The 25,213-nt window shown below is 72.0% G+C and carries 24 protein-coding genes; 19 read left to right on the top strand and 5 right to left on the bottom strand.

From position 1 onward, the window contains the following. Together LY41_RS01225 and LY41_RS01220 are read left to right on the top strand one after the other, a co-directional pair. The gene (locus tag LY41_RS01225) at window positions 1–1,041 is read left to right on the top strand and encodes an aminotransferase class V-fold PLP-dependent enzyme (protein ID WP_253861946.1); all 1,041 of its coding nucleotides are present in this window, start codon (window positions 1–3) and stop codon (window positions 1,039–1,041) included. Between the two features lie 26 nt (window positions 1,042–1,067). Further along, on the top strand, window positions 1,068–1,844 hold the full coding sequence (locus LY41_RS01220; protein ID WP_253861945.1) for a hypothetical protein: 777 nt from the start codon (window positions 1,068–1,070) through the stop codon (window positions 1,842–1,844). Here LY41_RS01220 and LY41_RS01215 read toward each other — a convergent pair. After that, the gene (locus tag LY41_RS01215; RefSeq protein WP_253861944.1) at window positions 1,827–2,759 is read right to left on the bottom strand and encodes a ferritin-like domain-containing protein; all 933 of its coding nucleotides are present in this window, start codon (window positions 2,757–2,759) and stop codon (window positions 1,827–1,829) included. The genes LY41_RS01220 and LY41_RS01215 overlap by 18 nt on opposite strands. A 274-nt stretch (window positions 2,760–3,033) precedes the next feature. On the opposite strand from LY41_RS01215, the gene rimP reads away from it, so the two are divergent. The 6 genes from rimP to rbfA all read left to right on the top strand — a co-directional run bounded on the left by rimP (window position 3,034) and on the right by rbfA (window position 9,097). Then, on the top strand, window positions 3,034–3,600 hold the full coding sequence (rimP, locus tag LY41_RS01210) for a ribosome maturation factor RimP (protein WP_253861942.1): 567 nt from the start codon (window positions 3,034–3,036) through the stop codon (window positions 3,598–3,600). Further along, window positions 3,597–4,658 (top strand): transcription termination factor NusA, encoded by a 1,062-nt coding sequence (nusA, locus tag LY41_RS01205; RefSeq protein ID WP_253861939.1) that lies wholly within the window; start codon window positions 3,597–3,599, stop codon window positions 4,656–4,658. Before rimP ends, nusA begins: the two co-directional genes overlap by 4 nt. 25 nt (window positions 4,659–4,683) lie before the next feature. Then, window positions 4,684–4,965 (top strand): YlxR family protein, encoded by a 282-nt coding sequence (locus LY41_RS01200; RefSeq protein ID WP_253861937.1) that lies wholly within the window; start codon window positions 4,684–4,686, stop codon window positions 4,963–4,965. Window positions 4,966–5,113: 148 nt separating this feature from the next. Then, the gene (infB, locus tag LY41_RS01195; RefSeq protein ID WP_253861935.1) at window positions 5,114–8,116 is read left to right on the top strand and encodes a translation initiation factor IF-2; all 3,003 of its coding nucleotides are present in this window, start codon (window positions 5,114–5,116) and stop codon (window positions 8,114–8,116) included. Between the two features lie 141 nt (window positions 8,117–8,257). Beyond that, the gene (locus LY41_RS01190; RefSeq protein WP_253861933.1) at window positions 8,258–8,554 is read left to right on the top strand and encodes a DUF503 domain-containing protein; all 297 of its coding nucleotides are present in this window, start codon (window positions 8,258–8,260) and stop codon (window positions 8,552–8,554) included. Window positions 8,555–8,647: 93 nt separating this feature from the next. Beyond that, window positions 8,648–9,097, top strand: coding sequence for a 30S ribosome-binding factor RbfA (gene rbfA, locus LY41_RS01185; RefSeq protein WP_253861932.1), 450 nt, complete (start codon window positions 8,648–8,650; stop codon window positions 9,095–9,097). 87 nt (window positions 9,098–9,184) lie between these two features. On the opposite strand, the gene LY41_RS01180 is transcribed toward rbfA, so the two are convergent. Both LY41_RS01180 and LY41_RS01175 read right to left on the bottom strand, forming a co-directional pair. After that, window positions 9,185–10,222 carry a TRM11 family SAM-dependent methyltransferase gene (locus LY41_RS01180; protein ID WP_253861930.1) on the bottom strand — a complete coding sequence of 346 codons (1,038 nt, stop codon included), beginning with the start codon at window positions 10,220–10,222 and terminating at the stop codon, window positions 9,185–9,187. 79 nt (window positions 10,223–10,301) lie between these two features. Beyond that, the gene (locus LY41_RS01175; RefSeq protein ID WP_253861928.1) at window positions 10,302–11,840 is read right to left on the bottom strand and encodes an SDR family oxidoreductase; all 1,539 of its coding nucleotides are present in this window, start codon (window positions 11,838–11,840) and stop codon (window positions 10,302–10,304) included. A gap of 82 nt (window positions 11,841–11,922) precedes the next feature. Between LY41_RS01175 and LY41_RS01170 the strand changes: the two genes are divergently transcribed. The 11 genes from LY41_RS01170 (at window position 11,923) to LY41_RS01120 (ending at window position 23,641) form a co-directional block, all read left to right on the top strand. Further along, window positions 11,923–13,239: an MATE family efflux transporter gene (locus LY41_RS01170; protein ID WP_253861927.1), complete on the top strand. Its 1,317-nt coding sequence runs from the start codon at window positions 11,923–11,925 to the stop codon at window positions 13,237–13,239. 158 nt (window positions 13,240–13,397) lie between these two features. Then, on the top strand, window positions 13,398–14,708 hold the full coding sequence (locus LY41_RS01165) for an MFS transporter (protein WP_253862836.1): 1,311 nt from the start codon (window positions 13,398–13,400) through the stop codon (window positions 14,706–14,708). Window positions 14,709–14,733: 25 nt separating this feature from the next. Next, window positions 14,734–15,624 carry a tRNA pseudouridine(55) synthase TruB gene (truB, locus tag LY41_RS01160; protein ID WP_308292182.1) on the top strand — a complete coding sequence of 297 codons (891 nt, stop codon included), beginning with the start codon at window positions 14,734–14,736 and terminating at the stop codon, window positions 15,622–15,624. Between the two features lie 112 nt (window positions 15,625–15,736). Further along, window positions 15,737–16,696 (top strand): bifunctional riboflavin kinase/FAD synthetase, encoded by a 960-nt coding sequence (locus LY41_RS01155; RefSeq protein WP_253861925.1) that lies wholly within the window; start codon window positions 15,737–15,739, stop codon window positions 16,694–16,696. A 200-nt stretch (window positions 16,697–16,896) separates the two neighbouring features. Next, the gene (locus tag LY41_RS01150; RefSeq protein ID WP_253862834.1) at window positions 16,897–17,379 is read left to right on the top strand and encodes a helix-turn-helix transcriptional regulator; all 483 of its coding nucleotides are present in this window, start codon (window positions 16,897–16,899) and stop codon (window positions 17,377–17,379) included. A 10-nt stretch (window positions 17,380–17,389) separates the two neighbouring features. Continuing rightward, window positions 17,390–17,929, top strand: a complete 540-nt coding sequence (gene thpR, locus LY41_RS01145; RefSeq protein ID WP_253861923.1) for an RNA 2',3'-cyclic phosphodiesterase — start codon at window positions 17,390–17,392, stop codon at window positions 17,927–17,929. A gap of 96 nt (window positions 17,930–18,025) precedes the next feature. Beyond that, a complete protein-coding gene (gene rpsO, locus LY41_RS01140) occupies window positions 18,026–18,295 on the top strand; it encodes a 30S ribosomal protein S15 (protein WP_253861922.1) in 270 nt (89 codons plus the stop codon). A gap of 378 nt (window positions 18,296–18,673) precedes the next feature. Next, entirely contained in the window at window positions 18,674–20,935 is a 2,262-nt protein-coding gene (locus LY41_RS01135; RefSeq protein WP_253861921.1) for a polyribonucleotide nucleotidyltransferase, read from the top strand. A 104-nt stretch (window positions 20,936–21,039) separates the two neighbouring features. Then, window positions 21,040–22,398, top strand: coding sequence for a M16 family metallopeptidase (locus LY41_RS01130; RefSeq protein ID WP_253861919.1), 1,359 nt, complete (start codon window positions 21,040–21,042; stop codon window positions 22,396–22,398). After that, window positions 22,395–23,150, top strand: a complete 756-nt coding sequence (dapB, locus tag LY41_RS01125; RefSeq protein WP_253861918.1) for a 4-hydroxy-tetrahydrodipicolinate reductase — start codon at window positions 22,395–22,397, stop codon at window positions 23,148–23,150. Before LY41_RS01130 ends, dapB begins: the two co-directional genes overlap by 4 nt. Then, the gene (locus LY41_RS01120) at window positions 23,147–23,641 is read left to right on the top strand and encodes a hypothetical protein (RefSeq protein ID WP_253861916.1); all 495 of its coding nucleotides are present in this window, start codon (window positions 23,147–23,149) and stop codon (window positions 23,639–23,641) included. Before dapB ends, LY41_RS01120 begins: the two co-directional genes overlap by 4 nt. 39 nt (window positions 23,642–23,680) lie before the next feature. On the opposite strand, the gene LY41_RS01115 is transcribed toward LY41_RS01120, so the two are convergent. After that, the gene (locus tag LY41_RS01115) at window positions 23,681–24,220 is read right to left on the bottom strand and encodes a hypothetical protein (protein WP_253861915.1); all 540 of its coding nucleotides are present in this window, start codon (window positions 24,218–24,220) and stop codon (window positions 23,681–23,683) included. 358 nt (window positions 24,221–24,578) lie between these two features. Beyond that, window positions 24,579–25,139 carry a GNAT family N-acetyltransferase gene (locus LY41_RS01110; RefSeq protein WP_253861913.1) on the bottom strand — a complete coding sequence of 187 codons (561 nt, stop codon included), beginning with the start codon at window positions 25,137–25,139 and terminating at the stop codon, window positions 24,579–24,581. Between the last annotated feature and the right edge of the window lie 74 nt (window positions 25,140–25,213).

Below are 25,213 nucleotides of genomic sequence, written 5' to 3'. Positions count from 1 at the left end.
ATGAGCGTCACTCGTCGGCACGCCTTCGGCGGCGCGTTCGACGTCCCCGCCGGGTACGTCAACACGCCGAGCATCGGGATTCCGCCTGTGACCGTGGCCGACACCGTCGCGGCGGCCGTCGACCGGTGGCGGGCGGGCGCGGACGATCCGCCGGACTTCACCGCCGCCGTCGATGCCTCGCGCGCGTCGTTCGCCCGTCTCGTGGGCGTTCCCGCCGACCGGATCGCCGTCGGTGCCACCGTGGCGGGACTGCTCACGCCGGTGGCGGCGGGCCTGCCCGACGGTGCGCGCGTGCTGACCGCGACGGGCGAGTTCACCAGCGTCACGTTCCCGTTCGCCGCTCAGGCGCACCGCGGTGTGACGGTCGACGCGGTGCCGGTCGCCGAACTGGCTTCCGCCGTGGACGGGCACGACCTCGTGGCCGTCAGCGTGGTCCAGTCCGCCGACGGCACCGTCGCCGACCTCGCCGCGCTGCGCGCCGCCACCGTCGATGCCGGGATCCCCGTGGCGCTCGACGTCACGCAGGCGGCCGGGTGGCTGCCCCTCGAACTCGACTGGGCCGACTGGATCGTCGGCGCGGGCTACAAATGGCTGCTGAGCCCCCGCGGCGCGGCGTGGCTCGCGGTGCACCCCCGCGCCCTCGAACGCGGTCGTCCCGTGGGGGCCAACTGGTACGCGGGCGAGGACCCGTGGGACAGCGTGTACGGCCTGCCGCTGCGCCTCGCGTCCGGAGCGCGCCGCTACGACGCCTCACCGGCGTGGCTGGCGTTCACCGGGGCCGCTGCGGGGCTCGAGTACCTCGCCTCCCTCGATGCCGGCGCCGTGTACGCGCACTGCACCGGGCTCGCCGACACGCTGCGCGATGAGCTCGGCCTGCCGCCCGCGGGCAGCGCGATCGTGGCCCTCGACACCGACGTCCCGTCGGAACGGATCGCCCGTGCGGGGGTGCGCGGCAGCATCCGGGCGGGCAGGCTCCGCATGGGCTTTCACCTCTACAACACCCGTGAGGACGTCGATCTGGCGGTTGCGGCCCTCCGCTGATGCCCGGTCGGCTACCGTCACGGGCCGTGCCAGGACAGCAGTCGCAGTTCCCCGGAACGGGTGCCTCACAGCCCGGCCCGGCCTACGGACCTCACGGACCGCAACCACAGCAGTCCGGACCACCCGCCGCGCCGGCGGCGCGCGCAGGCTCGGCAGCATCGGCAGGCTCGGCAGCGTCCGCACACCCGCAATCGCATCCGCACTCGCCCGGCCGGCCCGGGATGTCGCCGCGGGTGCGGGCCGCGCTGCGAGGCGGCGGGCTCGTGGTCATCGCGCTGGTCTCGGGCCTCGTGTGGTGGCTGATCCGGTACGAACCGGCCGCCGAGGTGCAGCCCGCAGCGCAACCGCAGAATCCGCTGACCAGCGGCGAATTCGACTACACGCGGGTGGCGGGACCCGAGATCTCGGCGGGCTGCGCGGCCAACTCGTACGGCGACGTCGTCGGCTGGTTCCGGGAGCATCCCTGCGACCGGGTGCACCGCTCGCTGTACGAGACGCGGACCCAGGACGCCCGCGCCCTCGTCTCGGTCGTGGTCGTGACCATGCCCGGGCAGACGGGCGCGAAACAGCTGAAGGTCACCACCGACACCGAGGGCACCGGCAACGTCAACGACCTCGTCCGCGACGGCACCGCGACGCTGCCGGGCGCGCCGAACGTCGCCGGCGGCGAGTACGCCTCCCGGGTGGTCGGCAACCGGCTCACGATCGTGGAGGTGCAGTTCTTCGAGGACACGTCCGGTTCGCAGGAGCTGCTGGGCGAGATCGCCCACGACGCGCTGCGCCTGTCAGCCGCGGCCCGGTAGCGCGACGGCCGCGGGCGTGTCCCCGGCGTCGAGGCGCCAGCTCGTGGCTCGCGTCGCCGAGCCGACGAGTGCCTGCGTGGCGACGTCGCGCAGGCCGGCGTCGTCGGTCCGTTCGAGAACTCCGTGCCAGGCACGCGTCGCGTCGGTCTCGGCGTCGATCACGAGCCGCACCGCCGAATCCCGGTCGGACACCGGGTCGTCACCGCTGTAGGCGGGCTGGGCACTCCGCGGGGTGGCACCCGCCGCGCGCAGCAGCGTCTCGCACGCCGTCCTGCGGTCCCGATGTGCCTCGCCGCCTGCGGTCAGCCCGTTCTCGTAGCTTCCCGGAAGGAACGCCGTGACGGTGGTGTAGACCCATTCCGCGGCGTGCTCGGCGGCCAGCGCCTGCTGCAGTGGGCCGGTGGCGGCCTCGTCGGGCGTGGCGGCCGACACCCGCTGCAGCGGCCCCGGCTGGCCTGCGCCGAAGGCCTCGTCGAGTTGCTGGACCGCGGCACACCCCGCGGCGACCGCCCCGGCCAGCCCGGCGCGGTGTGCGGGCAGCTGCGGCACCAGCCGGGCGGCCTGCGTGCGCGCAGCGTCGAGCCGCTGCCCGAGAGCCTCCCGATCGGGGGCGGCGGCGGGCGGCTCCGACGGCTCCGACGGCCGGGGCCGGTTGAGCCGGTCCACCTCGCGCCGCAGCGCGCGGGCGTGCGCCGAGCGGACCGCCGCGACCCGCTCGGCGCCGGCGCCGAGCCCGCGTGCGGTTCGTGCGTCGGACTCGGCGGCGCTGAGCAGGGGCAGCAGCGCATCCGGACTGTCGTCGTAGTCCGTGCAGCCCGCGAGTGCGCCGAGTCCCACGACCGCAGGTACGGCCAGTGCGGTCGCGCGGAGCACGGCACGGCGGTTCGGTGGGGGTGCCGGTCGACGAAAGGTCACGAGAGGTCATCCTGCCAGGCGATCCGGGGCGGCGGCTCGTGCGGACCCCGCTGGTCGGCGGACGACGGCCGCGACACGATAAGCTGGACCACCCTGTCCGGACCCGCGCGCGGGCGCCGGCAGCCGTACATTCGGACGACCTCGATTCAGCCGACCCGATTCAGCCGACCCCGACACACCGCCGGACACCCACCATCCGTACCACCGAGACCCATACCGACAAGATCCATACACCCGAGTTCCATACACAACAGCAACTCACGGGAGCAGCACGGTGCCCAACGAACTCGCCAGCCGGCTGGAGCCCGTCGTGGCCGAGGCCGTCACGGCCGCGGGTTTCGAACTCGACGCGCTCGACGTGCAACAGGCCGGACGGCGCAAGCTCGTCAAGGTCGTCGTCGACAGCGACAACGGCGTCGGCCTCGACGAGGTCGCCGAGGTCAGTCGGGGCCTGTCGGAGGTGCTCGACGAACACGAGCACCTCATCGAGGGCGCCTACACACTCGAAGTCACCTCGCCCGGCGTCGACCGGCCCCTGACCACGCAGCGGCACTGGCGCCGCGCGAAGTTCCGCCAGGTGCGGGTGACCCCGACCCAGGGCGCGGAGTTCACCGGCCGGGTGGGCCGGGCCGGTGAGACGGCGGTGCGCCTGCTCGTCGGCGGCACGATCCGCGACGTGCGCTACGCCGAGGTCGCGAAGGCCGTACTCGAGGTCGAGTTCAAACAACCGCCCGCCGGCGAGCTCAAACTGCTGGAACAGGATGCCGGTGAGACCGGTACGGGCGACAACGACAACAGCGAGGGTGCCGCGGCGGCAGCACCGGAGGAGGAGCCGAGGTGAACGTCGACATCGCCGCGCTGCGGGCCATCGAGGCGGACAAGGACATCCCGTTCGAAGCGGTACTCGAAGCCATCGAGTCCGCACTGCTCACGGCCTACAAGCACACCGAGGGCCACCAGCCCCGCGCCAAGATCGACATCGACCGCAAGACCGGGTACGTGCGCGTACTGGCGCACACGCTCGACGCGAACGGTGAGGTCGCCGAAGAGTGGGACGACACCCCCGAAGGCTTCGGGCGGATCGCCGCGACCACCGCGCGGCAGGTCATCGTGCAGCGCCTGCGGGACGCCGAGCAGGAGAAGACCTACGGTGAGTTCTCCGCGAAGGAGGGCGAGATCGTCGCCGGCGTGATCCAGCGCGACGCCCGTGCCAACGCCCGCGGCATGGTCGTGGTCGACATCGGCGGGGACACGGAGGGCGTGCTGCCCGCCGCGGAGCAGGTTCCCGGCGAGAACTACCCGCACGGCGGGCGGGTCAAGGCGTACGTGTGGCAGGTCGCCCGCAGCGCCCGCGGACCGCAGATCACCCTCTCTCGCACGCACCCGAACCTGGTGCGCAAGCTGTTCTCGCTCGAGGTGCCCGAGATCGCCGACGGCACGGTGGAGATCACGGCCGTCGCGAGGGAACCCGGTCACCGGTCCAAGATCTCCGTCCGGTCGACCATCCCCGGCGTCAACGCCAAGGGCGCCTGCATCGGACCGGTGGGCGCGCGGGTACGCAACGTCATGAGCGAGCTCGGTGGTGAGAAGATCGACATCATCGACTACTCCGACGACCCGGCGCAGTTCGTGGGCAACGCGCTCTCGCCCGCGAAGGCCGTGTCGGTCACCGTCGTCGACGAGCGGACCAAGACCGCGCGCGTGGTCGTGCCGGACTTCCAGTTGTCCCTGGCGATCGGCAAGGAGGGGCAGAACGCCCGGCTCGCGGCGCGGTTGACCGGCTGGCGGATCGACATCCGCAGCGACGCGGCACCCGACGCCGGACCCCAGCAGGAGGCGTCTCCCGACCCCCAGCCGGAGGACTCACCGCACACTGCGGTAACCGGTTCCGCCGAGTGACAGGCCACGGGCTAAACTGGGAGCGGTGCAACGCCCGACGTCGATGACCACCCCGGTCCGTACGTGCGTCGGTTGCCGTCGGCGGGCGTGCAGCGACGAGCTGCTGCGGTTGGTCGTGGCAGGTGGAGAGCTCGTCGTCGACGAGCGGCGACGGCTCCCCGGACGTGGTGCCTGGATGCATCGCAGCCCGGCATGCCTGGCCAAGGCCGAACGGAAACGCGTGTTCCCCCGTGCACTACGGGTGTCCGGTCCGCTGGACACGTCCGGCGTGCGGAACGTCGTGGAGCGGCTCGCCACCGGAGAATGAGGGGCCCGGGACCTCCCCGGGCCCTGGTCGGAAACAAGGAAGCAGGTCGACCCGTCATGAGTCAGCCGTGAAGCTGAAGCCATGAACGCGCGACGATAAGACGAGGTCAGCGGGTACTCTGCCTGCCTGGCCTCAGTTGAGGAGAGCAGTGGCAGGCAAGGCCCGCGTGCACGAGCTCGCGAAGGAGCTCGGTGTCACGAGCAAGGAAGTACTCGCCAAGCTCAAGGAGCAGGGCGAGTTCGTGAAGTCCGCGTCGTCCACCGTGGAGGCACCGGTCGCCCGGCGCCTCCGCGATGCCTACGGCGGCGCGGCAGGAAACAAGAGCGGCGGTGGCGCGTCGGCAGCCACGCCGGCTGCCGACGGCGGAGCGGACGGCGGTGCGGCCGCATCGGCGGCGCCGGTGCAGCCCGCATCGCACCAGTCCGAGCAGCCCGCGGCCGCGAAGCCGGCGGCTCCGAAGCCCGGTCCCAAGCCGGGGCCGAAGCCCGGTCCGAAACCGGCACAGCCGGCACAACCCGCCGAGCCCGCGCAGCCGGCCCAGCCCGCCGAACCGGCCGAGCAGGTACCGGCAGCGCAGGCGAGCCCGGAGAAGGAAGCGCCCAAGCAGGACGATTCCGGTTCGTCGGTGGTGCCGCCGAAGCCGCAGGGCCCCAAGCCGGGTCCGAAACCCGGTCCGAAGCAGCCGCGCGTCGGTAACAACCCGTTCGGCGTCGGAGCCGGTGCACCGGCACCGCGTCCGGCGCCGCCGCGTTCCGGCGGTCAGCAGGGTGGCGGCCAGCAGGGCGGCGGCCAGGGCGGCCAGCAAGGTGGCCAGCAGCAGGGCGGTCAGCGCTCCGGTGGTCAGGGCGGTCAGCAGCAGGGCGGCCAGCAGCAGGGCGGCCAGCAGCAGGGTGGTCAGCAGCAGGGCGGCGGTAACCGGCCGAGCCCCGGAAACATGCCGCCGCGCCCGAACCCGGGCATGATGCCGTCGCGTCCGGCCCGCCCGAGCGGTCCCGGTGGCGGCCGTGGTGGTCCCGGTGGCGGCCGTGGCGGTCCCGGTGGCGGCCGTGGTGGTCCCGGCGGCGGTGCCGGCGGTGCCGGCGGTGGCCGTGGTGGACCCGGCGGCGGTGCCGGCGGTGGCCGTGGTGGACCCGGAGGTCCCCCCGGTGGCGGTCGCGGTGGACCCGGCGGTCCTCCCGCCGGCGGCGGCGGGTTCCGCGGAGGCCGTGGCGGCGGTGGCCGTGGCAGCACGGCCGGTGCCTTCGGGCGTCCCGGTGGCCCCTCGCGCAAGGGCCGCAAGTCGAAGCGGCAGAAGCGCCAGGAGTACATGGAGAACATGCAGGCGCCGTCGGTCGGCGGCGTGCGCCTGCCCAAGGGCGGCGGCGAGACGATCCGCCTGCCCCGCGGTGCTTCGCTGACCGACTTCGCCGAGAAGATCGACGCCAACCCGGCATCGCTGGTGCAGGTGCTGTTCCACCTCGGCGAGATGGTGACCGCGACGCAGTCGGTCTCCGATGACGTGCTCGAGCTGCTCGGCACGGAGATGAACTACAGCGTGCAGGTCGTCAGCCCGGAGGAGGAGGACCGCGAGCTTCTCGAGGCCTTCGACATCACCTACGGCCAGAGCGCGGGCACCGATGAGGATCTGCAGGTGCGGCCCCCGGTCGTGACCGTCATGGGTCACGTCGACCACGGTAAGACCAAGCTGCTGGACACGGTCCGGAAGTCGAAGGTCGCCGAGGGCGAGGCCGGTGGCATCACCCAGCACATCGGTGCCTACCAGGTGGAGACCGAGCTGGAAGGTGACGAGCGGACCATCACCTTCATCGACACCCCGGGTCACGAGGCGTTCACCGCCATGCGTGCCCGTGGTGCGCAGGCCACGGACATCGCGGTGATCGTGGTCGCGGCCGACGACGGTGTGATGCCGCAGACGATCGAGGCGATCAACCACGCGCAGGCGGCCAAGGCCCCGATCGTGGTGGCGGTCAACAAGATCGACGTCGAGGGCGCGAACCCGCAGAAGATCCGTCAGCAGCTCACCGAGTACGGACTGGTGGCCGAGGAGTTCGGCGGCGAGACGATGTTCGTCGACGTCGCGGCCAAGCCCGGTACCAACATCGACGGGCTGCTCGAGGCGATCCTGCTGACCGCGGACGCGGCGCTGGACCTGCGGGCCAACCCGGACATGGAGGCGCAGGGCGTCGCGATCGAGGCACACCTCGACCGCGGCCGTGGGCCCGTGGCGACCGTGCTGGTGCAGCGCGGCACGCTCCGGGTCGGCGACTCCGTGGTGGCCGGTGACGCCTACGGGCGGGTGCGGCGCATGGTCGACGAGCACAACCGCGACGTCACCGCGGCCGATCCGTCGCGTCCGGTGCAGGTCATCGGCTTCACGTCGGTGCCGCGTGCCGGTGACACGTTCCTGGTGGTGGACGAGGACCGGGTGGCCCGGCAGATCGCCGAGCGCCGTCAGGCCCGCATTCGCAACGCCGAGAACGCGGCCAAGCGCAAGCGCGTCAGCCTCGAGGACCTGGACTCCGCGCTGAAGGAGACCAACAGCCTCAACCTGATCATCAAGGGTGACAACTCGGGTACCGTCGAGGCGCTCGAGAGCTCGCTCAACCAGATCAATGTGGGCGACGAGGTCGAGCTCAGCATCGTGCACCGCGGTGTCGGTGGCGTGACCGAGAGCGACATCGACCTGGCGGCGGCGTCCGACGCCGTGGTGATCGGGTTCAACGTGCGGGCGCAGGGCAAGGCGACCGAGCGGGCGGGCCGCGAGGGTGTCGACGTCCGGTACTACACGGTGATCTACCAGGCCATCGAGGAGATCGAGCAGGCCCTGAAGGGCATGCTCAAGCCGGTGTACGAAGAGGTCGAACTCGGCAAGGCGGAGGTGCGCGACGTCTTCAAGTCCTCGAAGTTCGGCACCATCGCCGGTTGTCTCGTCACCTCGGGCATCATCCGGCGCAACGCCAAGGCGCGACTGCTGCGTGACGGCGTCGTGGTCAGGGCGGATCTGCCGGTGGCTTCGCTGCGGCGGTTCAAGGACGACGCGACCGAGGTCCGCGACGGCTACGAATGCGGTATGACGCTCGGCAAGTTCTCCGACATCAAGGTCGGCGACGTCGTCGAGACGTACGAGCAGCGTGAGAAGCCGCGGGTCTAGAACGCGCACGGCCGGTGGGGCGGGGGATGTCTCCGCCCCACCGGCGTGGTCCGTGCCGGTGCTGCCGATGGCAGTGCTACCGATGGCAGTGCGGCGGATGGCAGCGTTGCCGCTAGCAGTGCGGCGGATGGCGGTGCGGCGGTGTTCGTAGGTTCGCTGGAGCTGGACGTGCTCCTCGGGGACGTGCATTCGCTGAAGCAGAAGCGCTCCGTGGTGCGGCCGCTTCTGGCCGAGTTGCGCAGGCGCTTCGATGTCGCGGTCGCGGAGGCCGGGCAGCGTGAGCTCTACCGCCGCGTCACCATCGGTGTCGCGGCGGTGGCGGCCGACGGCGCACACGTACGCGACGTGCTGGAGGCGTGCGAGCGGTTCGTGGCCGAGCGTCCCGAGGTCGAGCTGCTGTCGGCCGGGAGACGGGTGCACGGTACGGACGACGAATAGTGACCGGGTCTCGCCGCCGGTGACCGGTCCGGAACATCAGGGTGGTACGCCGGGCGAGTTGTACCGGCGATCGGACGAGTGAGGGGAATGGCCGTGGCTGACAAGGCTCGGGCACGCAGGCTGGCCAAGCGGATCGCGCAGATCGTCGCGTCCGCGATCGAACACGAGATCAAGGATCCGCGGTTGGGCAACGTGACGATCACGGACGCCCGCCTCACGGGCGACCTGCGTGACGCCACCGTGTACTACACCGTGCTCGGCGAGACCCTCGACGCCGCCCCGGATTTCGCCGGTGCCGCCGCCGCACTGGAGTCCGCGCGCGGGGTGCTGCGCACCAAGGTGGGGCAGGGCACCGGCGTGCGCTACACGCCGACGCTGGCGTTCGTCGCGGACAACATCCCCTCCGAGGCCCGCAACATCGACGATCTGCTGGCCAAGGCCCGCGAGGCCGATGCCGAAGTGGCCCGCCAGGCCACCGCGGCGCAGCCTGCGGGGGAGCCCGACCCGTACAAGCCCCCCAAGTCCGCCGACGACGAGGACTGACGCTCCACTCCTGCCCGAGTACCGCGTTCCTGCCCGAGTACCGTCCCGCGGGCACTCGTGCCCGAGCACCGGCCCGCCCGCAGGGGATCAGTCCTTCCGCGCCACCAGCACGTCCCGCACGATGGCCTGATCCACCCGGTGCGCGAGCGACTCGTACGGATCACCGTCGAGCACCGTCAGCCCGGCGCCGGTGAGGATCGCGGCGAGTTCGTCCCGTGGCACGACGTGCGTGTTCCACGAGATGCCCAGAGCGCCGCCGCGCCGCAGCACCCGGGTCCACATCGGAACGGCCGCCGCGAGCAGATCCCGGGGGCTGCGCGCCAGCGCCTGATCCGGCGTGCGACTGCCGTGCTGGACGCCGTAGGGCGCGTCGGTCACCACGATGTCGGCCGAGCCTGGACGCAGCAGTTCGTCGGTGTGCACCGTGTCGCAGTTGAGGTAGCCGAGGGTGCGGGTCTCACCTGCCTTGTACTGCTCCTTGGATGCGGCGTACTCGATGTCGAGCCTGCGCCCCAGCCGCGCCTTGCGGTGGCGCAACGTGCCGGCCTCGGCCTTGTGCTTGACCCGTTTGGTGCGCAGCCACGTCTTGATGAACTGTTGGTAGGCCTCGAAGTCCTTGCCGTCCAGTTCCAGCCCCGTGGCATCGAACCCGTACATCATCGCCTGGCCCAGCGTCGTTCCCCTGCCACACAGCGGATCCAGCAGGCGCAGGCCACCCTCGACCAGGGCGCGGGGGCGGTCGCAGGCCAGCACGGTGAGGTTCAGCAGCAGCTTGGTGAACAGCTCGTTGGTCTTGCCGCTGTACTTCTGGATCGTCAGCAGGTCGGAGTCGAACACGTCGGCCGGTGCCAGCGGCAGCGGCCGGAGCAGCTCGCCGGTGATCTCGAACAGCACGTAGGCCGACGACAGGTTCGACAGCAACGTCACGTCGTCGTCGGTGAGCGGCTCGGACGTGGTGAACGTGACGTAGGAGACACCGCCGATCGACCGCGTGCCCGACTCGAGCACCTGCGTGGACAACACGGCCGCGCCGAAGACGGTGAGCTCGGCGTGCAGCAGCCGGGGCGAGGTGTCGGTGTAGACACGGTTGGCCGACGGCAGGATCAGGATCGCGTACTCGGGCATCGGCGTAAGACTAGGCGTAAGACTGGGAGAGCCGTGCCCGCCCCGGCCCCTGCGGGCCGCGGCGGGCACGGCGCGGGCCTCACCGGGCCGGCCGGCCGTGGACGGTGCGGTAGGGCACGAACCGCTGGAAGCCGAGCGGTTCGAGCCCCGGCGTCCGCTCGACCAGCTGCGGCACCTCGTCGTCGGCGTTGAGTCGCTCGGCCACGACGCGTTCGTGCGCCTCGACGGTCGCGAACTCGGCCCAGTTGAGCGTCCGGCTGCCGTCGAGGGCGAGATGGAAGTGGTTGCCCGCCATGCCGTCCGCCACCGGCTCGCCGGTGGTCACGGGATGCCGGCGGATCAGCTCGTCGACGAACTGCTCGCCGGTGGCGGCCGAGTCGGTGCGGAACGAGACCAGCACGACGGCGCCCGGCTCGAGCGGCCGCTCGGGCACGGCCTCGCGGTACAGCCGGTAGGCGCCCTCGTCGCGGCGTTCGATGCCGGGGACCCGGGCTGCGACCGCCTCGTGGTGCGCGGTCCGGCCGGTGCGCCGGAACTCGTCGAGCGCGTCCTCGTCGGTCCACTGTGCATAGTGCACCAGGGTGTGACCGTCGGTGCCGAGCAGCACGCTGTGTGCCAGCAGGCCCGTGGGCCACGGGCGGTCGTGCCGGTCGTCGAGTACGGCCCGTGCAGCCGCGCGCTGCGAGTCCGCGTCGGCGACCCGCCACGTGCCGACGAGCACGACGTCCGCGTCGCCGCGCGAGACCGGCGGCAGGGAGCCGGTCAGTGCGTCCGGGTGCGCCTCGACCCAGTCGCGGTAGGTGTGTGCCGGCCTGCTGGTCACGCGCGCGACGGTGTCGGTGCGGACGGGGTCGCGGTCGGTGAGGTCGGCGACCATCCCGGCGATCACCTCGTCCGGCGTGTCCGGTCCGAGCAGGGAGCGGGCCCAGTCCTCGGCCGGTTGTTCCTCCCAGGTGACGTGCCTGCCGGTGACCTCGCCGATGACCTCGAGCTGCCGCGCCGGAGTGAGGAGCTCGGGCCCGGTGAGTTCGTGGCGGGCGCCCTCGTGCCCGTCCTCGGTCAGGGCCCGCACGGCGACGGCCGCGATGTCGCGCTCGTCGACCGGAGCGGTGGGCACCTCGGGAGCCACCATCGCCACGGGCCTGCGGGACCGGATCGCCGGTGCCCAGGCCAGCGAGTTGGCCGCGAACCCGTAGGGCCGCAGGAACGTCCACGACACCCCCGTGGCACGGATCGCCTCCTCGACGACCGCGTGCGCGTGGGCGATGGGCCCCGGCTGGTCGCCGGGGGACACGTCGTCGCGCACCGCTCCCGACGACAGCAGCACCACGTGCCGGACGCGTTCACCGAGGACGTCGACGCTCTCGGCGAGCGCGTCGAGGTCGAAGCCGGGGAGCATGAGAAACACCGCCGACACGTCGTCGAGGTGCCGTGCCAGCTCCACCGTGTCGAGCTGGCTGCCCGCCACCACCTCGACGTCGCCGGGCAGGTCCGCCGTGTCCGGGTCGCGGGTCAGTGCGCGCACCCGCACGCCCGCGTCCCGCAGCCCGGCCACGACGTGCCGTCCCACCTGTCCTGTCGCTCCGGTCACCAGCACCGTGCCGTTCGATTCGTTCATGGCGGGGACGTTAGGCCGCGTGTGATGATCACGGCATCCGTCGGATGACCGGGGTGTCGGCGGGGTCCCTTAGGCTCGGTGCGTGGTCGAGGTGACGGAGGAACGCGCCCCGGCGCGCAAGGTGTTCGGGCTCGCCGTTCCCGCGCTCGGCGTGCTCGCGGCGGAACCGCTGTACGTGCTCGTGGACACCGCGGTGGTCGGTCACCTGGGGGCCTTGCCGCTGGCCGGTCTCGCGCTGGGCGGCACGCTGCTGGCGCTCGTGTCGACCCAGCTCACGTTCCTGTCCTACGGCACGACCTCGCGCACGGCGCGGCTGCACGGCGCGGGCAGGCGCGCCGAGGCCGTCGAAGAGGGGGTGCAGGCCACGTGGCTGGCGCTCGCCGTCGGGCTCGTCATCGTGGGCCTCGGCCAGCTGCTGGCCCGGCCGGTGGCGAGCATGCTGTCCGGCGACGAGGCGATCACCGACGCGACGGTGTCGTGGCTGCGGATCGCGGTGTGCGGCACGCCGATGATCCTCGTGACGATGGCGGGCAACGGCTGGATGCGCGGAGTGCAGGACGCCGTGCGCCCGCTGCGGTACGTGCTGGCAGGCAACGGGCTGTCGGCGGTGCTGTGCCCGGTCTTCGTGTACCCGCTGGGATGGGGGCTGGAAGGGTCGGCGATCGCCAACGTCGTGGCGCAGACCGTGGCGGGCGGGCTCTTCCTGCACGCGCTGGCGGCGGAACGTGCGCGGCGGCGCCCACGGCCGCGGGTGATGTGGGCGCAGCTGATCCTCGGCCGGGACCTGGTGCTGCGCAGCCTCGGCTTCCAGGCGTGTTTCCTGTCGGCGACCGCCGTCGCGGCGCGGACGTCCACCGAGGCGGTCGGCGCCCACCAGGTCGTGTGGCAGCTGTGGACGTTCCTGTCGCTGGTGCTCGACTCGGTGGCGATCGCCGCTCAGTCCCTGATCGGCGCAGCGCTGGGGGCGGAGTCGAGACGGCGGGCTCAGGGGATCGCGAACCAGATCGTCGGATACGGGCTCACGCTGGGCTGCGGCCTCGGCGTCGTGTTCGCGGCCGTGTCGCAGGTGCTGCCGCTGGCCTTCACCACCGACGCCGGGGTGCTCGGCCAGATCCCGCACGCCTGGTGGTTCTTCGTCGCACTGCAACCGGTGGCCGGGGTGGTGTTCGCGCTCGACGGCGTACTGCTCGGGGCCGGTGACGCCGCCTACCTGCGCAACGCCACGCTCGGCAGCGCGCTGCTCGGGTTCCTGCCGTTGATCTGGGCCTCGCTCGGCTTCGGCTGGGGACTGGCCGGCATCTGGACGGGCCTGACGGTGTTCATGCTGCTGCGGCTGGCGTTCGTGGTGGTGCGCTGGCGTGGCGGCCGCTGGGCGGTGACCGGCGCGGTCCGGACCTGACCCGGCCGCGTGCGGGCGGGGTCAGCGCCTGCGTGTGGGCAACTCCACTGAGGTCACGGGCCCGCTGCGGGTGCCGCCCCGGCCGGCGATGCACTAGAACGAACTCCGGACGGCCGCCGTGCCTGTCCGCTCGTGCGACGTGACTAGGAGGACAGGTGCTGTCCAGTAAGCCGGTGCATGCGTCCGCCCCCGGCCGGGCATGGGTGATCTGGGGTGCCGGCGCGTTCGTCTACGTGCTCGCGCTGTTCCACCGGACCTCCTTCGGCGTCGCCGGCCTGGACGCGGCCGAGCGATTCGGTGTCGGTGCCGCGGCGCTGGGCACGTTCACCGTGCTGCAGGTGGGCGTCTACGCCGCGATGCAGATCCCGACCGGACTGCTCGTCGACCGGTTCGGCCCGCGGGCCGTGCTGACCGGGGCGGTCGTGATGCTGGGCTCCGGACAGGTGCTGCTCGCGCTCGTGGACGCCTACCCGCTCGGTCTGCTCGGCCGCGCCGTGCTGGGCGTCGGCGACGCGCTGGCGTTCGTCTCGGTGCTGCGGCTGGCGGCCAACCACTTCCCGGGACGGCAGTACGTCCTCGTCACGACCCTCACCGGTTCGCTCGGGTTCGTCGGTAATCTCGCGGCCACGCTGCCGTTGGCGCTGTTGCTGTCCGGCCCGGGCTGGACGCCCACGTTCCTCGTTGCCGGCCTGGTCACGCTGGCCTACATCGTGGTGGTGCTGGCCGCGGTGCGGGACTCTCCCGAGCGGCGGACGGCCTCGTCCGAGGCCAAATCCTTCTCCGAGGTCGGCGGTGACCTGCGGGCGGCGTGGCGGGTTCCGGGTACGCGGCTCGGCTTCTGGACCCATTTCTCGATGCCGTTCAGCCTCAACGTGATGACCCTGCTGTGGGGCCTGCCCTACATGGTCGAAGAACTCGGTTACACGGAGACGACCGCGAGTTCGCTGCTGATGGTCTTCGTCGTCGGCGCGATGCTGTCCAACCCGCTCGCGGGCGGGTTCTTCGGTCGCAGGCCGGACCTGCGCATGCCGACGGTGCTCGGCTACGGCGCGCTGCTCACGCTGACCTGGGCCGTGCTGCTCGGGTGGCCGGGTCCGGTGCCGATCGCGGTACTGGTGGTCGCGTTCGTGCTGATGTCGCTCGGGGCGCCGGTCTCGTCGGTCGGGTTCGCCCTGGTGCGCGACTACAATCCGCTGCCGCGCGTCGGCACGGCCACGGGCGCGGTCAACGTGGGCGGGTTCTGTGCCACGACCGCCGCCTCGCTGCTCGTCGGCGTGCTGCTGGAGCTGACCGGCGGCGACTACCGGATCGCGCTGCTGGCGATCGTGGCCGTGCTCGTGTTCGGCACGTCCCGGGTCGTCGTGTGGTTCCGGCGGGCACGGGCGGCGGTGCTGGCCGCCCAGGAGCGCGGCGAGGACGTGCCCGTGCGGGTCACCCGCACCCGTTGGGACCTGGCCTCGGCGGCGTAGCCGGCGCTCGCTACAGTCGGCGGCCGTGTCCAGAGCGCCCGCGCCCCCTCCCGGCCTGCTGATCGTCGACAAGCCCGCCGGCATGACGTCGCACGACGTCGTCGCCAAGGCACGCCGTTTCCTCGGCACCCGCAAGATCGGCCATGCGGGCACGCTCGACCCGATGGCCACGGGTGTGCTCGTGCTCGGCGTCGAACGTGCGACGAAACTGCTCGGCCACCTCGCGCTCGACCGCAAGACCTACCTCGCCACGATCACCCTCGGCGCCGCCACGACGACCGACGACGCGGAAGGCGATCTCCTCACCGAGACCGACGCGAGCGCGGTCACCGACGGGGCGATCGCGGCGGCGATCGCGGACCTGACCGGGGACCTGCAGCAGGTGCCCAGCGCCGTCAGCGCGGTGAAGGTCGACGGCAAGCGGGCCTACGCGCGGGTGCGCGACGGGGAGGACGTCGACCTGCCGCCGCGGCCGGTCACCGTGCACCGGTTCGACCTGCTCGCGAGCCGCAGGGAGGACGGCCGCATCGCCCTGGACGTGATGGTCGACTGCTCGTCGGGCACGTATGTCCGCGCGCTCGCCCGGGACCTCGGCGCCGCTCTCGGCGTCGGCGGGCACCTGACACAGCTGCGGCGCACCACCGTCGGCCCGTTCACGCTCGCCGCGGCGCGCACACTCGAGGCCGTCGAGGCCGACCCCGGGCTGTCGCTGAATCTGACCGAGGCCGTGGCCGCGGCGTTCCCGCGCCGGGACGTCGACGTCGCCGAAACGCGTGCGGTGCGGCACGGCCAGCGGCTGCCCGCGGCCGGCATCGCGGGCACCTACGGCGTCTTCGGCCCCGACGGCGAGGTGCTCGCGCTCGCGGAGGATCAGCGCGGTGCCGCCAAGCCCGTGGTGGTCCTGCTGCCGGCCTGACGCGTGCCGGCGGGCCGCGGGTGGGCCGTCCGGCGCGGCGGACCCGCCCGGCCGGTGCACGCTCCCGCCCGGCTGCCGCGCGGCTCGCGCAGGGTCGTTAGGCTGCTGCACTGTGCAGCGTTGGCGCGGTTTGACAGATCTGCCCGGTGGCTGGGGACGGTGCGTCGTCACCATCGGGGTGTTCGACGGGGTGCACCGGGGTCACCAGGTGCTCATGGACCGGACGGTGGCCACGGCCGCCGAGCTCGGGGTGCCGTCGGTGGTGTTGACCTTCGACCCGCATCCGTCCGAAGTGGTGCGTCCCGGATCGCATCCCGCTCAGCTCACGACCCTGCGCCGGAAGGCGGACCTGGTCGAGCAGCGGGGCGTCGACGTGTTCTGCGTGCTGCCGTTCACACCGGAACTGTCCCGGCTCGAACCCGACGAGTTCGTGCACGAGATCGTCGTCGACAAGCTGCACGCGGCGGCGGTGATCGTGGGGGAGAACTTCACGTTCGGCCGCAAGGCCGCGGGCGACGTCGAGACGCTGGAGGAACTGGGCAAGCGCTTCGGCTTCACCGCGCAGGGCGCCACGTTGCAGGGGACCGCATTGCCGGGCGGGGCCCGTGAGGCCGAGCAGATCACGTTCTCGTCGACCTACGTGCGCTCGTGCATCGACGCCGGTGACGTGATGGCGGCCGCGGACGCGCTCGGCAGGCCGCACCGGCTCGACGGCATCGTCGTGCGCGGCGACGGCCGGGGGCACGACCTCGGTTACCCGACGGCGAACCTGTCGCCGCCCCGGTTCGCGGCGATTCCGGCCGACGGGGTGTACGCCTGCTGGTTCGTCCGGGCAGGCGGCGTACGGTTGCCCGCCGCCGTGTCCGTGGGCACGAACCCGACGTTCTCCGGAAGGGAACGCACCGTCGAGGCCTTCGTGCTCGACGTCGACGAGGACTTCTACGGCCAGCAGGTCTCCCTCGACTTCGTGGGGCGGATCCGGGGTCAGATCACCTTCGACGCGTCCGGCGGGCTGGTCACCCAGATCGCCGAGGACGTGGCGCGAACGCGGGAACTGCTCGGAACGGCCTGAGCGGCCGGGCGATGGGGGACGCGACGACGGGGACGTCGCGGCGGTGGTGGGGCCTCGCGGCGGTGGTGCTGCCACCGGCCCCGGTGCGATAGTGAACGGTCGGTCCGTTCCGTCCCGAACACCGGGCGCGACCTGGCAGGATGCCGGGAGGGGTCGCCGGGACGTCCGGCGGTCGGACATTCGAGGGGAGCATGGCTGACGTGGAGGACCACAAGATCGTCCAGCGCAACGTCTCGTTGCAGCGCGAGTGGTACGGGGAGCCGCTCGGCGACCGCGTGCGCAGGCTCGTCGTGGCCTTCGACGTGTCACAGGCCTATCTGGCCGAGGTGCTGGGGATCAGTGCGCCGATGCTGAGCCAGGTGATGAGCGGCAGGCGTGCCAAGATCGGGAATCCGGTCGTACTGGCGCGGCTCATCATGCTGGAGCGCAAGGTGCTGTTGCCGGAGGTCGCGGGCGGTGGCAAGGAGGCCATCCAGGCGGCGCTCGAGGACGTCAAGGAGTCCCGGCCGACGGTGAGCCGGGACAGCATGCCGCTCGGCGCGGGCCCGGACGACCAGCACGTGCTGACCGCCCTGCGCGAGGTCGCCGAGGGCGAGGATCTGCTCAACGCGGGCGAACGGCTCGACCCGGACTTTCCCGCGATCGCCGATCTGCTGCGGCGGGCGGGGAAAGACACCCGGTGACGACGGGGCCGTGAAGGACCTCGGCGTGGGCGTGCGGCTGTTCAGTGCCTTACCCGTACCCGCCGCGGCGGGCGAGGCGCTGCGCGCACGCCTGGCCGAAGCGGTGCCGTCCCGTGCCGACGGAGTGCGCTGGACGGCACCGCAGGGCTGGCACATCACGCTGGGGTTCTACGGTGACGACGACCCGCGGGCCCGCAGCGCGTGGCTGGCACGCCGGCTCGACGGCCTGGGTGCCCCCGTACTGCGCCTGGCCGGCGCGGGCGTGTTCCCCGGTGTGCTGTGGGCGGGCGTGGCCGTCGAGTCCGGGGAGCTGGCCCCGCTTGCCGACGCCGTACGGCCACCCGGCGAGCGCAGGCCGTTCCGGGCACACGTGACCGTGGCACGGGGCGACCGCGGAGCGGGGCTCGACGAGCTGGCCCGCGAGCTGGCCGATCACCGCGGACCGGCATGGCAACCCGAGGCGGTCGTCCTGCTGCGCAGCGACCGCGGACCGGCGGGACCGGAGTACACCCCGGTTTCGCGGTTCGGTCTCGGCCGTGCGCTGCGGTGACCGCGAGCGCTGATAGGCTGGACAGCTGAGTCCGGCTGCAGTCCGTGGCGGCCGGTACCGACATGACAACACGGCACTGAACACAAGGAGTGACGAGTGGCGCTGTCCACCGACGAGAAGAAGGCGATCCTCACCGACTACGGCTTGCACGAGTCGGACACCGGTTCGCCCGAGGCTCAGGTTGCCCTGCTGACCAAGCGGATCACCGGGCTCACCGAGCACCTCAAGACCCACAAGCACGACCACCACTCGCGTCGTGGTCTGCTGCTGCTGGTCGGCCGTCGCCGTCGGCTGCTCAACTACGTGATGAGGGTCGACATCGCGCGGTACCGTTCGCTGATCCAGCGACTCGGCCTCCGCCGGTGACATCGTGACGAAGGGGAGTGGCCCGGCGGGTCGCTCCCCTTCGCTCCATCGGAGCCGGAATAGGCTCCCCTCGGACGCGTGAGCCGGCGGAGTCCGTGCCTGCGCGGTCCGGAGACAAATCAGCGGTCCGGAGACACATCAGCCGGTCCGGAGACACATCAGCCGGTCCGGAGACACATCAGCCGGTCCGGAGACACATCACAGAGAGGGTTCGCAGGCGATGCGCGCCGCGTGCGGGGACGCCGCAGCCGGTCCTCGGTAGTGGCCCCCGGGAGTTTCCCGTGGGCTTCGATCGATGGCCGGCCTCGTACCCCGGACGTGCCCCGAAGGGCGGGGAAGTGCGTGTCGCATGCGGCAGTACGAGGAGTTATCACTTTCATGACAGACACAGACACCGTGCACGAAACCGAAGCCGTACTGGACAACGGCCGGTTCGGCACGCGCACGGTGCGCTTCGAGACGGGCAGGCTGGCCAAGCAGGCCGCCGGCAGCGTCGTGGCGTACCTGGACGACGAGACCATGCTGCTGTCGGCCACCACGGCCTCGAAACAGCCCAAGGAGCAGCTCGACTTCTTCCCGCTGACGGTGGACGTCGAGGAGCGCATGTACGCCGCGGGACGCATCCCCGGCGCGTTCTTCCGCCGCGAGGGTCGTCCGTCGACCGACGCGGTGCTGACCTGCCGGCTGATCGACCGGCCGCTGCGCCCGTCGTTCGCCGACGGCCTGCGCAACGAGATCCAGGTCGTCATCACGGTGCAGAGTCTCAGCCCCGAGGACCCGTACGACGTGCTGGCGATCAACGCCGCATCGGCCTCCACGCAGATCGGCGGACTGCCGTTCTCGGGTCCGATCGGCGGCGTGCGCGTGGCGTTGATCGAGGACCAGTGGGTCGCGTTCCCGACCTGGTCGCAGCTGGAGAAGGCGACCTTCAACATGGTCGTCGCGGGCCGGGTCGTCGGTGACGGTGCCGGTGACGTCGCGATCATGATGGTCGAGGCCGAGGGCACCGAGAGCACGCTCGACCTGATGGCCGAGGGCTCCACCGCGCCGACCGAGACGACGGTCGCGCAGGGCCTGGACGCCGCGAAGCCGTTCATCCGCGCACTGTGCGAGGCGCAGCAGCGGCTGGCCGAGGTCTCGGCGAAGCCGACCGGCGAGTACCCGCTGTTCCCCGCCTACCAGCAGGACGCCTACGAGGCCGTCGCCGCGATCGCGACCGACGACCTCACCAAGGCGCTGGCGATCGGGGGCAAGCAGGACCGCGACGACGCCACCGACGAGGTCAAGGCCGCGGTGCTGGAGAAGATCGGCCTCGGTGAGGGCGAGGCCTTCGAGGGCCGCGACAAGGAGATCGGCGCGGCGTTCAAGTCGCTGACCAAGCACCTCGTGCGCCAGCGCATCCTGCGCGACAAGGTGCGTATCGACGGCCGGGGCCTGACCGACATCCGGCAGCTGGCCGCCGAGGTCGCGGCCATCCCGCGGGCACACGGTTCGGCACTGTTCGAGCGCGGCGAGACGCAGATCCTGGGCGTCACCACGCTGAACATGCTGCGGATGGAGCAGACGCTGGACACGCTCTCGCCCGAGACGTCCAAGCGCTACCTGCACCACTACAACTTCCCGCCGTTCTCCACCGGCGAGACGGGCCGTGTCGGCACGCCGAAGCGGCGCGAGATCGGCCACGGCATGCTCGCCGAGCGTGCGCTCGTGCCGGTGCTGCCGAAGCGGGACGAGTTCCCGTACGCCATCCGCCAGGTCTCGGAGGCGCTGGGCTCGAACGGCTCGACGTCGATGGGCTCGGTCTGTGCGTCGACGATGAGCCTGTACAACGCCGGTGTGCCGCTCAAGGCGCCCGTGGCGGGCATCGCGATGGGCCTCGTGTCCGACGCGGTCGACGGGGAGACGCGGTACGTCGCCCTGACCGACATCCTCGGAGCCGAGGACGCGTTCGGCGACATGGACTTCAAGGTCGCCGGTACCAAGGACGTCATCACGGCGCTGCAGCTGGACACCAAGCTCGACGGCATCCCGTCGGACGTGCTGGCCGCCGCGCTGAACCAGGCCCGCGACGCCCGGCTGACGATCATGGACGTGATGTCCGAGGCGATCGACGAGCCGGACGAGATGAGCCCGTACGCCCCGCGCGTGACGACCGTGAAGGTCCCGGTCGACAAGATCGGTGAGGTCATCGGGCCGAAGGGCAAGATGATCAACACGATCACCGAGGAGACCGGCGCCGACGTCTCGATCGAGGACGACGGCACGATCTACGTCGGTGCCGCGGACGGCCCGTCCGCCGAGGCGGCGATCGACAAGATCAACGCCATCGCCAACCCGCAGCTGCCGAAGGTGGGCGAGCGGTTCCTCGGCACGGTCGTCAAGACGGCCGCGTTCGGCGCGTTCGTCTCGCTGCTGCCCGGCAAGGACGGCCTCGTCCACATCTCGAAGCTGGGCAACGGCAAGCGCATCGGCAAGGTCGAGGACGTCGTCAACGTCGGTGACAAGCTCCGCGTCGAGATCGCCGACATCGACCAGCGCGGCAAGATCAGCCTGGTCGTGGTCGACGAGGACGGCGAGAGCAACAGTGGCAGCGACCACGACGGCGCCGCGCCGGAGGAGGCCGAGCAGACCGAGGCCTGACGGCTCCGGATCCGCCACTCGGACGAACAGACACGACAGCGACCCGTCGACGGCATCCTCTGCCGCGGCGGGTCGCTGTGTGACCTCGGGCGAAAAGCAGGTTGATGGCACGGCAGAATCCCGGGCACGAGCAGCCCGTCGGCAGCACCCGCACCCTGGAGTCGGCTTCCGGTGGGCAGGTGAAGCGCACCGTCCTGCCCGGCGGGCTGCGGGTGATCACCGAGCAGGTTCCGGGCGTGCGGTCGGCGACGGTCGGTCTGTGGGTCGGCGTCGGTTCCCGCGACGAACGCCCCGCGGTCGCCGGCGCGGCGCATTACCTCGAACACCTGCTGTTCAAAGGCACCGGCCGCCGGGACGCGACGACGATCGCCGAGGAGGTCGACGCCGTCGGCGGGGAACTGAACGCGTTCACCGCCAAGGAGCACACCTGCTACTACGCGCAGGTCATCGACGAGGACCTGCCGGTGGCCATCGACCTGGTGACCGACGTCGTGTTCGACGCCCGGTGCACGGATGCGGACGTCGACACCGAGCGCAGTGTCGTGCTCGAAGAGATCGCCATGCGCGACGACGATCCGGAGGACCTGCTCCACGAGACGTTCGTGGAGACCGTCCTCGGGGGACATACGCTCGGCAGGCCCGTTCTCGGCAGCCAGGAGTCCATTCAGGACATGTCGGCCGGGGCGCTGCGCGGGTTCTATCGCAGGCGGTACCTGCCGCAGCGGATGGTGCTGGCGGTCGCCGGCAACATCACGCACGGCGCGGTGCTGCGACTGGTGCGGAAGGCTCTCGGCGGCAGATTCGACGGTGACACCGCTCCGGTGCCCCCGCGCGGGGGCCGGGCGCGGCCCCGCAGGGCCCGGAGCCTGCAGCTGCGCACCGACGACACCGAGCAGGCGCATCTCATGCTCGGTATGCCGACGCTCGGCAGACACGACGAGCGGCGGCATGCCCTCGGGGTGCTCAACGCGGCGCTGGGCGGCGGGATGAGCTCACGGCTGTTCCAGGAGGTGCGTGAGCGCCGTGGACTGGCATATCAGGTCTACTCGTCGGTGGCGACCTACGCCGACACCGGTCACCTGTCGGTGTACGCCGGGTGCCAGCCCGACCGGCTCGGCGAGGTCACCGGTGTCGTGCGCGCCGTGCTCGACGACGTGGCCGCCCACGGGCTCACCGACGCCGAAGTGGCGCGCGCGAAAGGCCAACTGCGCGGCGCGCTGGTGCTGGGCATGGAGGACACGGCCTCGCGGATGACCAGGCTCGGCAAGAACGAGCTGAACTACGGCCGGTACCTGAGCGTCGACGACAACGTGGCGCGGATCGACGCCGTCACGGCCGACGACGTCGCCGCGCTCGCGCGGACATTGCTGGGCAGGCCGGGAGGCGTGACGAGCGGTGTGGTCGTCGGGCCGTACGCTCACGACGAGGACCTTCCCGACGAGTTGCACGAGGTGATCGCATGACCAGCAGTCCGATTCGCGTCGGCGTGCTCGGCCACACGGGCCGGATGGGCGCGGAGACCGTGCGTGCGGTCGAGGGCGCTGGAGACCTGGATCTGGTCGCCACCGTCGGTTCCGCAGGCGACCCGGCCGCGCTGGTCGAGGCGAAGGCCGATGTCGTGGTCGACTTCACCCGGCCCGATGCGGTCATGGGCAACCTCGAGTTCGCGCTGTCCCACGGTATGCACGCCGTGGTGGGCACGACCGGGTTCACCGACGAACGCCTGGCGCAGCTGCGCTCATGGCTCGCCGACCGGCCGGAGCTGGGTGTGCTCATCGCGCCGAACTTCGCGCTCGGGGCCGTGCTGGCGATGCGGTTCGCGCAGCAGGCCGCCCGGTTCTACGACTCCGCCGAGGTCATCGAACTGCACCACAACCGCAAGGCCGACGCGCCGTCGGGCACGGCCGCGCACACCGCGCGGGCGATCTCGCAGGCGCGCGCCGAGGCCGGGATCGCACCGGGCGGCGACGCCACGGTGTCCGAAGTGGATGGAGCGCGCGGCGCGGACCTGGGCGACGTGCGGGTGCACTCGGTGCGCCTGCCCGGGCTCGTCGCCCATGAGGAGATCCTGTTCGGGGCCGCGGGGGAGACGCTGACCATCCGCCACGACTCGATGGACCGCACGTCGTTCATGCCCGGCGTGCTGCTCGGCATCCGGGAAATGCCGAAGCGGCCCGGCTTGACGGTCGGCCTGGAGCAGGTGCTCGACCTGTGAAGGCCCGCAATGTCGCCATCGTGCTCACGGCCGCGGTGGCGTTGTATCTCGTGCTGCTGGGCGGCCGCGCGGTGGCGCTGCTGAGAACCGGGGAGCCGGTGCCCGTGCTCCTCGGGGCGGGCGTGCTGGTGCTGCCGTTGTTGGGCGCGTGGATGCTGTGGACGACGTGGCGCTCCGGGAACCGGATCCAGCGGCTGGCCCGCACCCTCGAGGCCGAGGGTGGCCTGCCGGACGTCTCCGACCTGCCGCGCCGCCCGTCGGGCCGGGTGGACCGGGAGGCCGCCGACGCCTGGTTCGACGAGCGCCGCGCCGAACTCGAACAGGAACCCGACGACTGGCGCCGCTGGTACCGACTGGCCTACGCCTACGACATCGCGGGGGACCGCAAACGCGCCCGCGCCACGATGCACAAGGCCGTCGAACTCGAAGCGCGCGACACCCGCGACACCGACACCCGCGACACCGGAGCCGCCGACGGCACCGACGGCTGAGCGTGCGGCCGACCGGCGCACGGCTCACCGGCGCAGTCGCTACAGCGTGATACCGAACCAGCCTGCGCACACCGCGGGGGCGGCGGCGACGAGGCTGAAGCGCACGAACCGGCCCGCCAGGCCGGCTCCGAGGAACAGCGACGGGCGCATGTTGACGAACCCGGCCAGCACGACGGTGGCCATGTACGGCGGCAGACCGACGACGGAGCTGACACCGTAGGTGCTCGCCATCCAGTGCGGGTGCCGGTGACACCGCTCGCGCAGCGCCTCCAGCCAGCCGCGCACCCGTTTCGTACGCCTGCGCCAGCGCTCCCGGCGCGGGGTCGGCGGGCGCTGGCGCCGGTTCCGGTGCAACCGCGCGTGCAGGAACCGCGGCAGGTGGATCGAACCCCGCGCCGCGAGGTAGTACGGCAGCTTGCCGACGACATGGCCGACCGCGACGACAGCACCCATGAGTACCCACGGGATCGTCTCGCTCTCGCTGGTCATCACCGTGACGAGGAAGAGTTCGAGGCTGACCACCGGCAGCAACGCGGAGCCGAGGGCGACACCGAAGGCGACGCACAGCCAGGTCAGCACGGTGTCTCCGAACGGTCGGGATCGGTGGTCGGGAGCCGGGGACAGGGACGGTGCGGGCGGTGTCGCCACCGACGTCAGTGCGGCCTCAGCGTCACTGCGGCCTCAGCGTCACTGCGGCCTCAGCGTCACTGCGGTCTCAGCGTCACAGAAATCGGGTGTCGGGTGTGTGAACGGCGCAGCGGATCGGCGGGCCGAACCGGATCGGCGGAGGATCGGGGAACGAATCGACTGTGCCACACACCGCCGCCGCGATGTGCCGGTTGATCTCGATCGCCGCCGCACGTCGGGCGGCCAACGGGCCCGCTCGCACGGGCCGGCCGCGCATCGCCGTGGCGGTGACGTCGCCCGTCACCGGGGGTCACTGTTCGAATCGGATGTCCAGTCCGCCGGTGAGCCGGAGCTCGCGCACCGTGCGTTCTCCCGTGTCGAGGGTCCGGACCGTGCCGTCCGGGTTCCAGCCTATGCTGCGAAAGAACGACAGGGCCGCCGAATCGGACTGCGAGACCCAGGTCACGCCGCGGGTGTGGCCCAGTGCCCGCAGGTCGGTGGCGGCGGTGCCGAACAGGCGGCCGCCGTGCCCGCGCCGCCCCCACCGCGGTTCGACGAGCACCGTGGCGACGAGCGCCACCTCGGCGGCATCGGCGGGCGGGGACCCGTCGGCGGCCGCGGTGTCGTCGGCGGGCGCCGGTCCGGCCGCGCAGAAGCCGACGGTCGTCACGCCTTCGCGGGCGACGTAGACCGTCGACGCCGGGTGGGTGACTGCGCGGGTCCATTCGTCGGTGAGGGTGGCCTCGTCGAGCGCGTCGACGGTGGCCTGGCCCAGCGTGTCCGCGTACGCGGTGCGCCACGTCCGTACCTGGATGGCCGCGATGTCGGCGGCGTCGTCGGGGCCGGCGATGCGAACCGTGGCGTCCGTCATACCGGCACCCTACTGGCCGGGGTTCGGCGGCCGACCGCGGTGGCCCCTCGTCCGCGGCGGGCTGAGGCAGCGGC

Source organism: Prauserella halophila, from assembly GCF_024171895.1.
Lineage (GTDB): Bacteria > Actinomycetota > Actinomycetes > Mycobacteriales > Pseudonocardiaceae > Prauserella > Prauserella halophila.
The sequence above is the reverse complement of the archived record's forward strand: the minus strand, read 5'-3'. Positions and strand labels throughout refer to the sequence as shown.

Coding starts and splice junctions, on each gene's coding strand:
- LY41_RS01225 (WP_253861946.1), top strand. CDS start 1: ATGAGCGTCACTCGTCGGCACGCCTTCGGCGGCGCGTTCGACGTCCCC.
- LY41_RS01180 (WP_253861930.1), bottom strand. CDS start 10,222: ATGCCCGAGTACGCGATCCTGATCCTGCCGTCGGCCAACCGTGTCTAC.
- LY41_RS01175 (WP_253861928.1), bottom strand. CDS start 11,840: ATGAACGAATCGAACGGCACGGTGCTGGTGACCGGAGCGACAGGACAG.
- LY41_RS01135 (WP_253861921.1), top strand. CDS start 18,674: ATGACAGACACAGACACCGTGCACGAAACCGAAGCCGTACTGGACAAC.
- LY41_RS01130 (WP_253861919.1), top strand. CDS start 21,040: ATGGCACGGCAGAATCCCGGGCACGAGCAGCCCGTCGGCAGCACCCGC.
- dapB (WP_253861918.1), top strand. CDS start 22,395: ATGACCAGCAGTCCGATTCGCGTCGGCGTGCTCGGCCACACGGGCCGG.
- LY41_RS01110 (WP_253861913.1), bottom strand. CDS start 25,139: ATGACGGACGCCACGGTTCGCATCGCCGGCCCCGACGACGCCGCCGAC.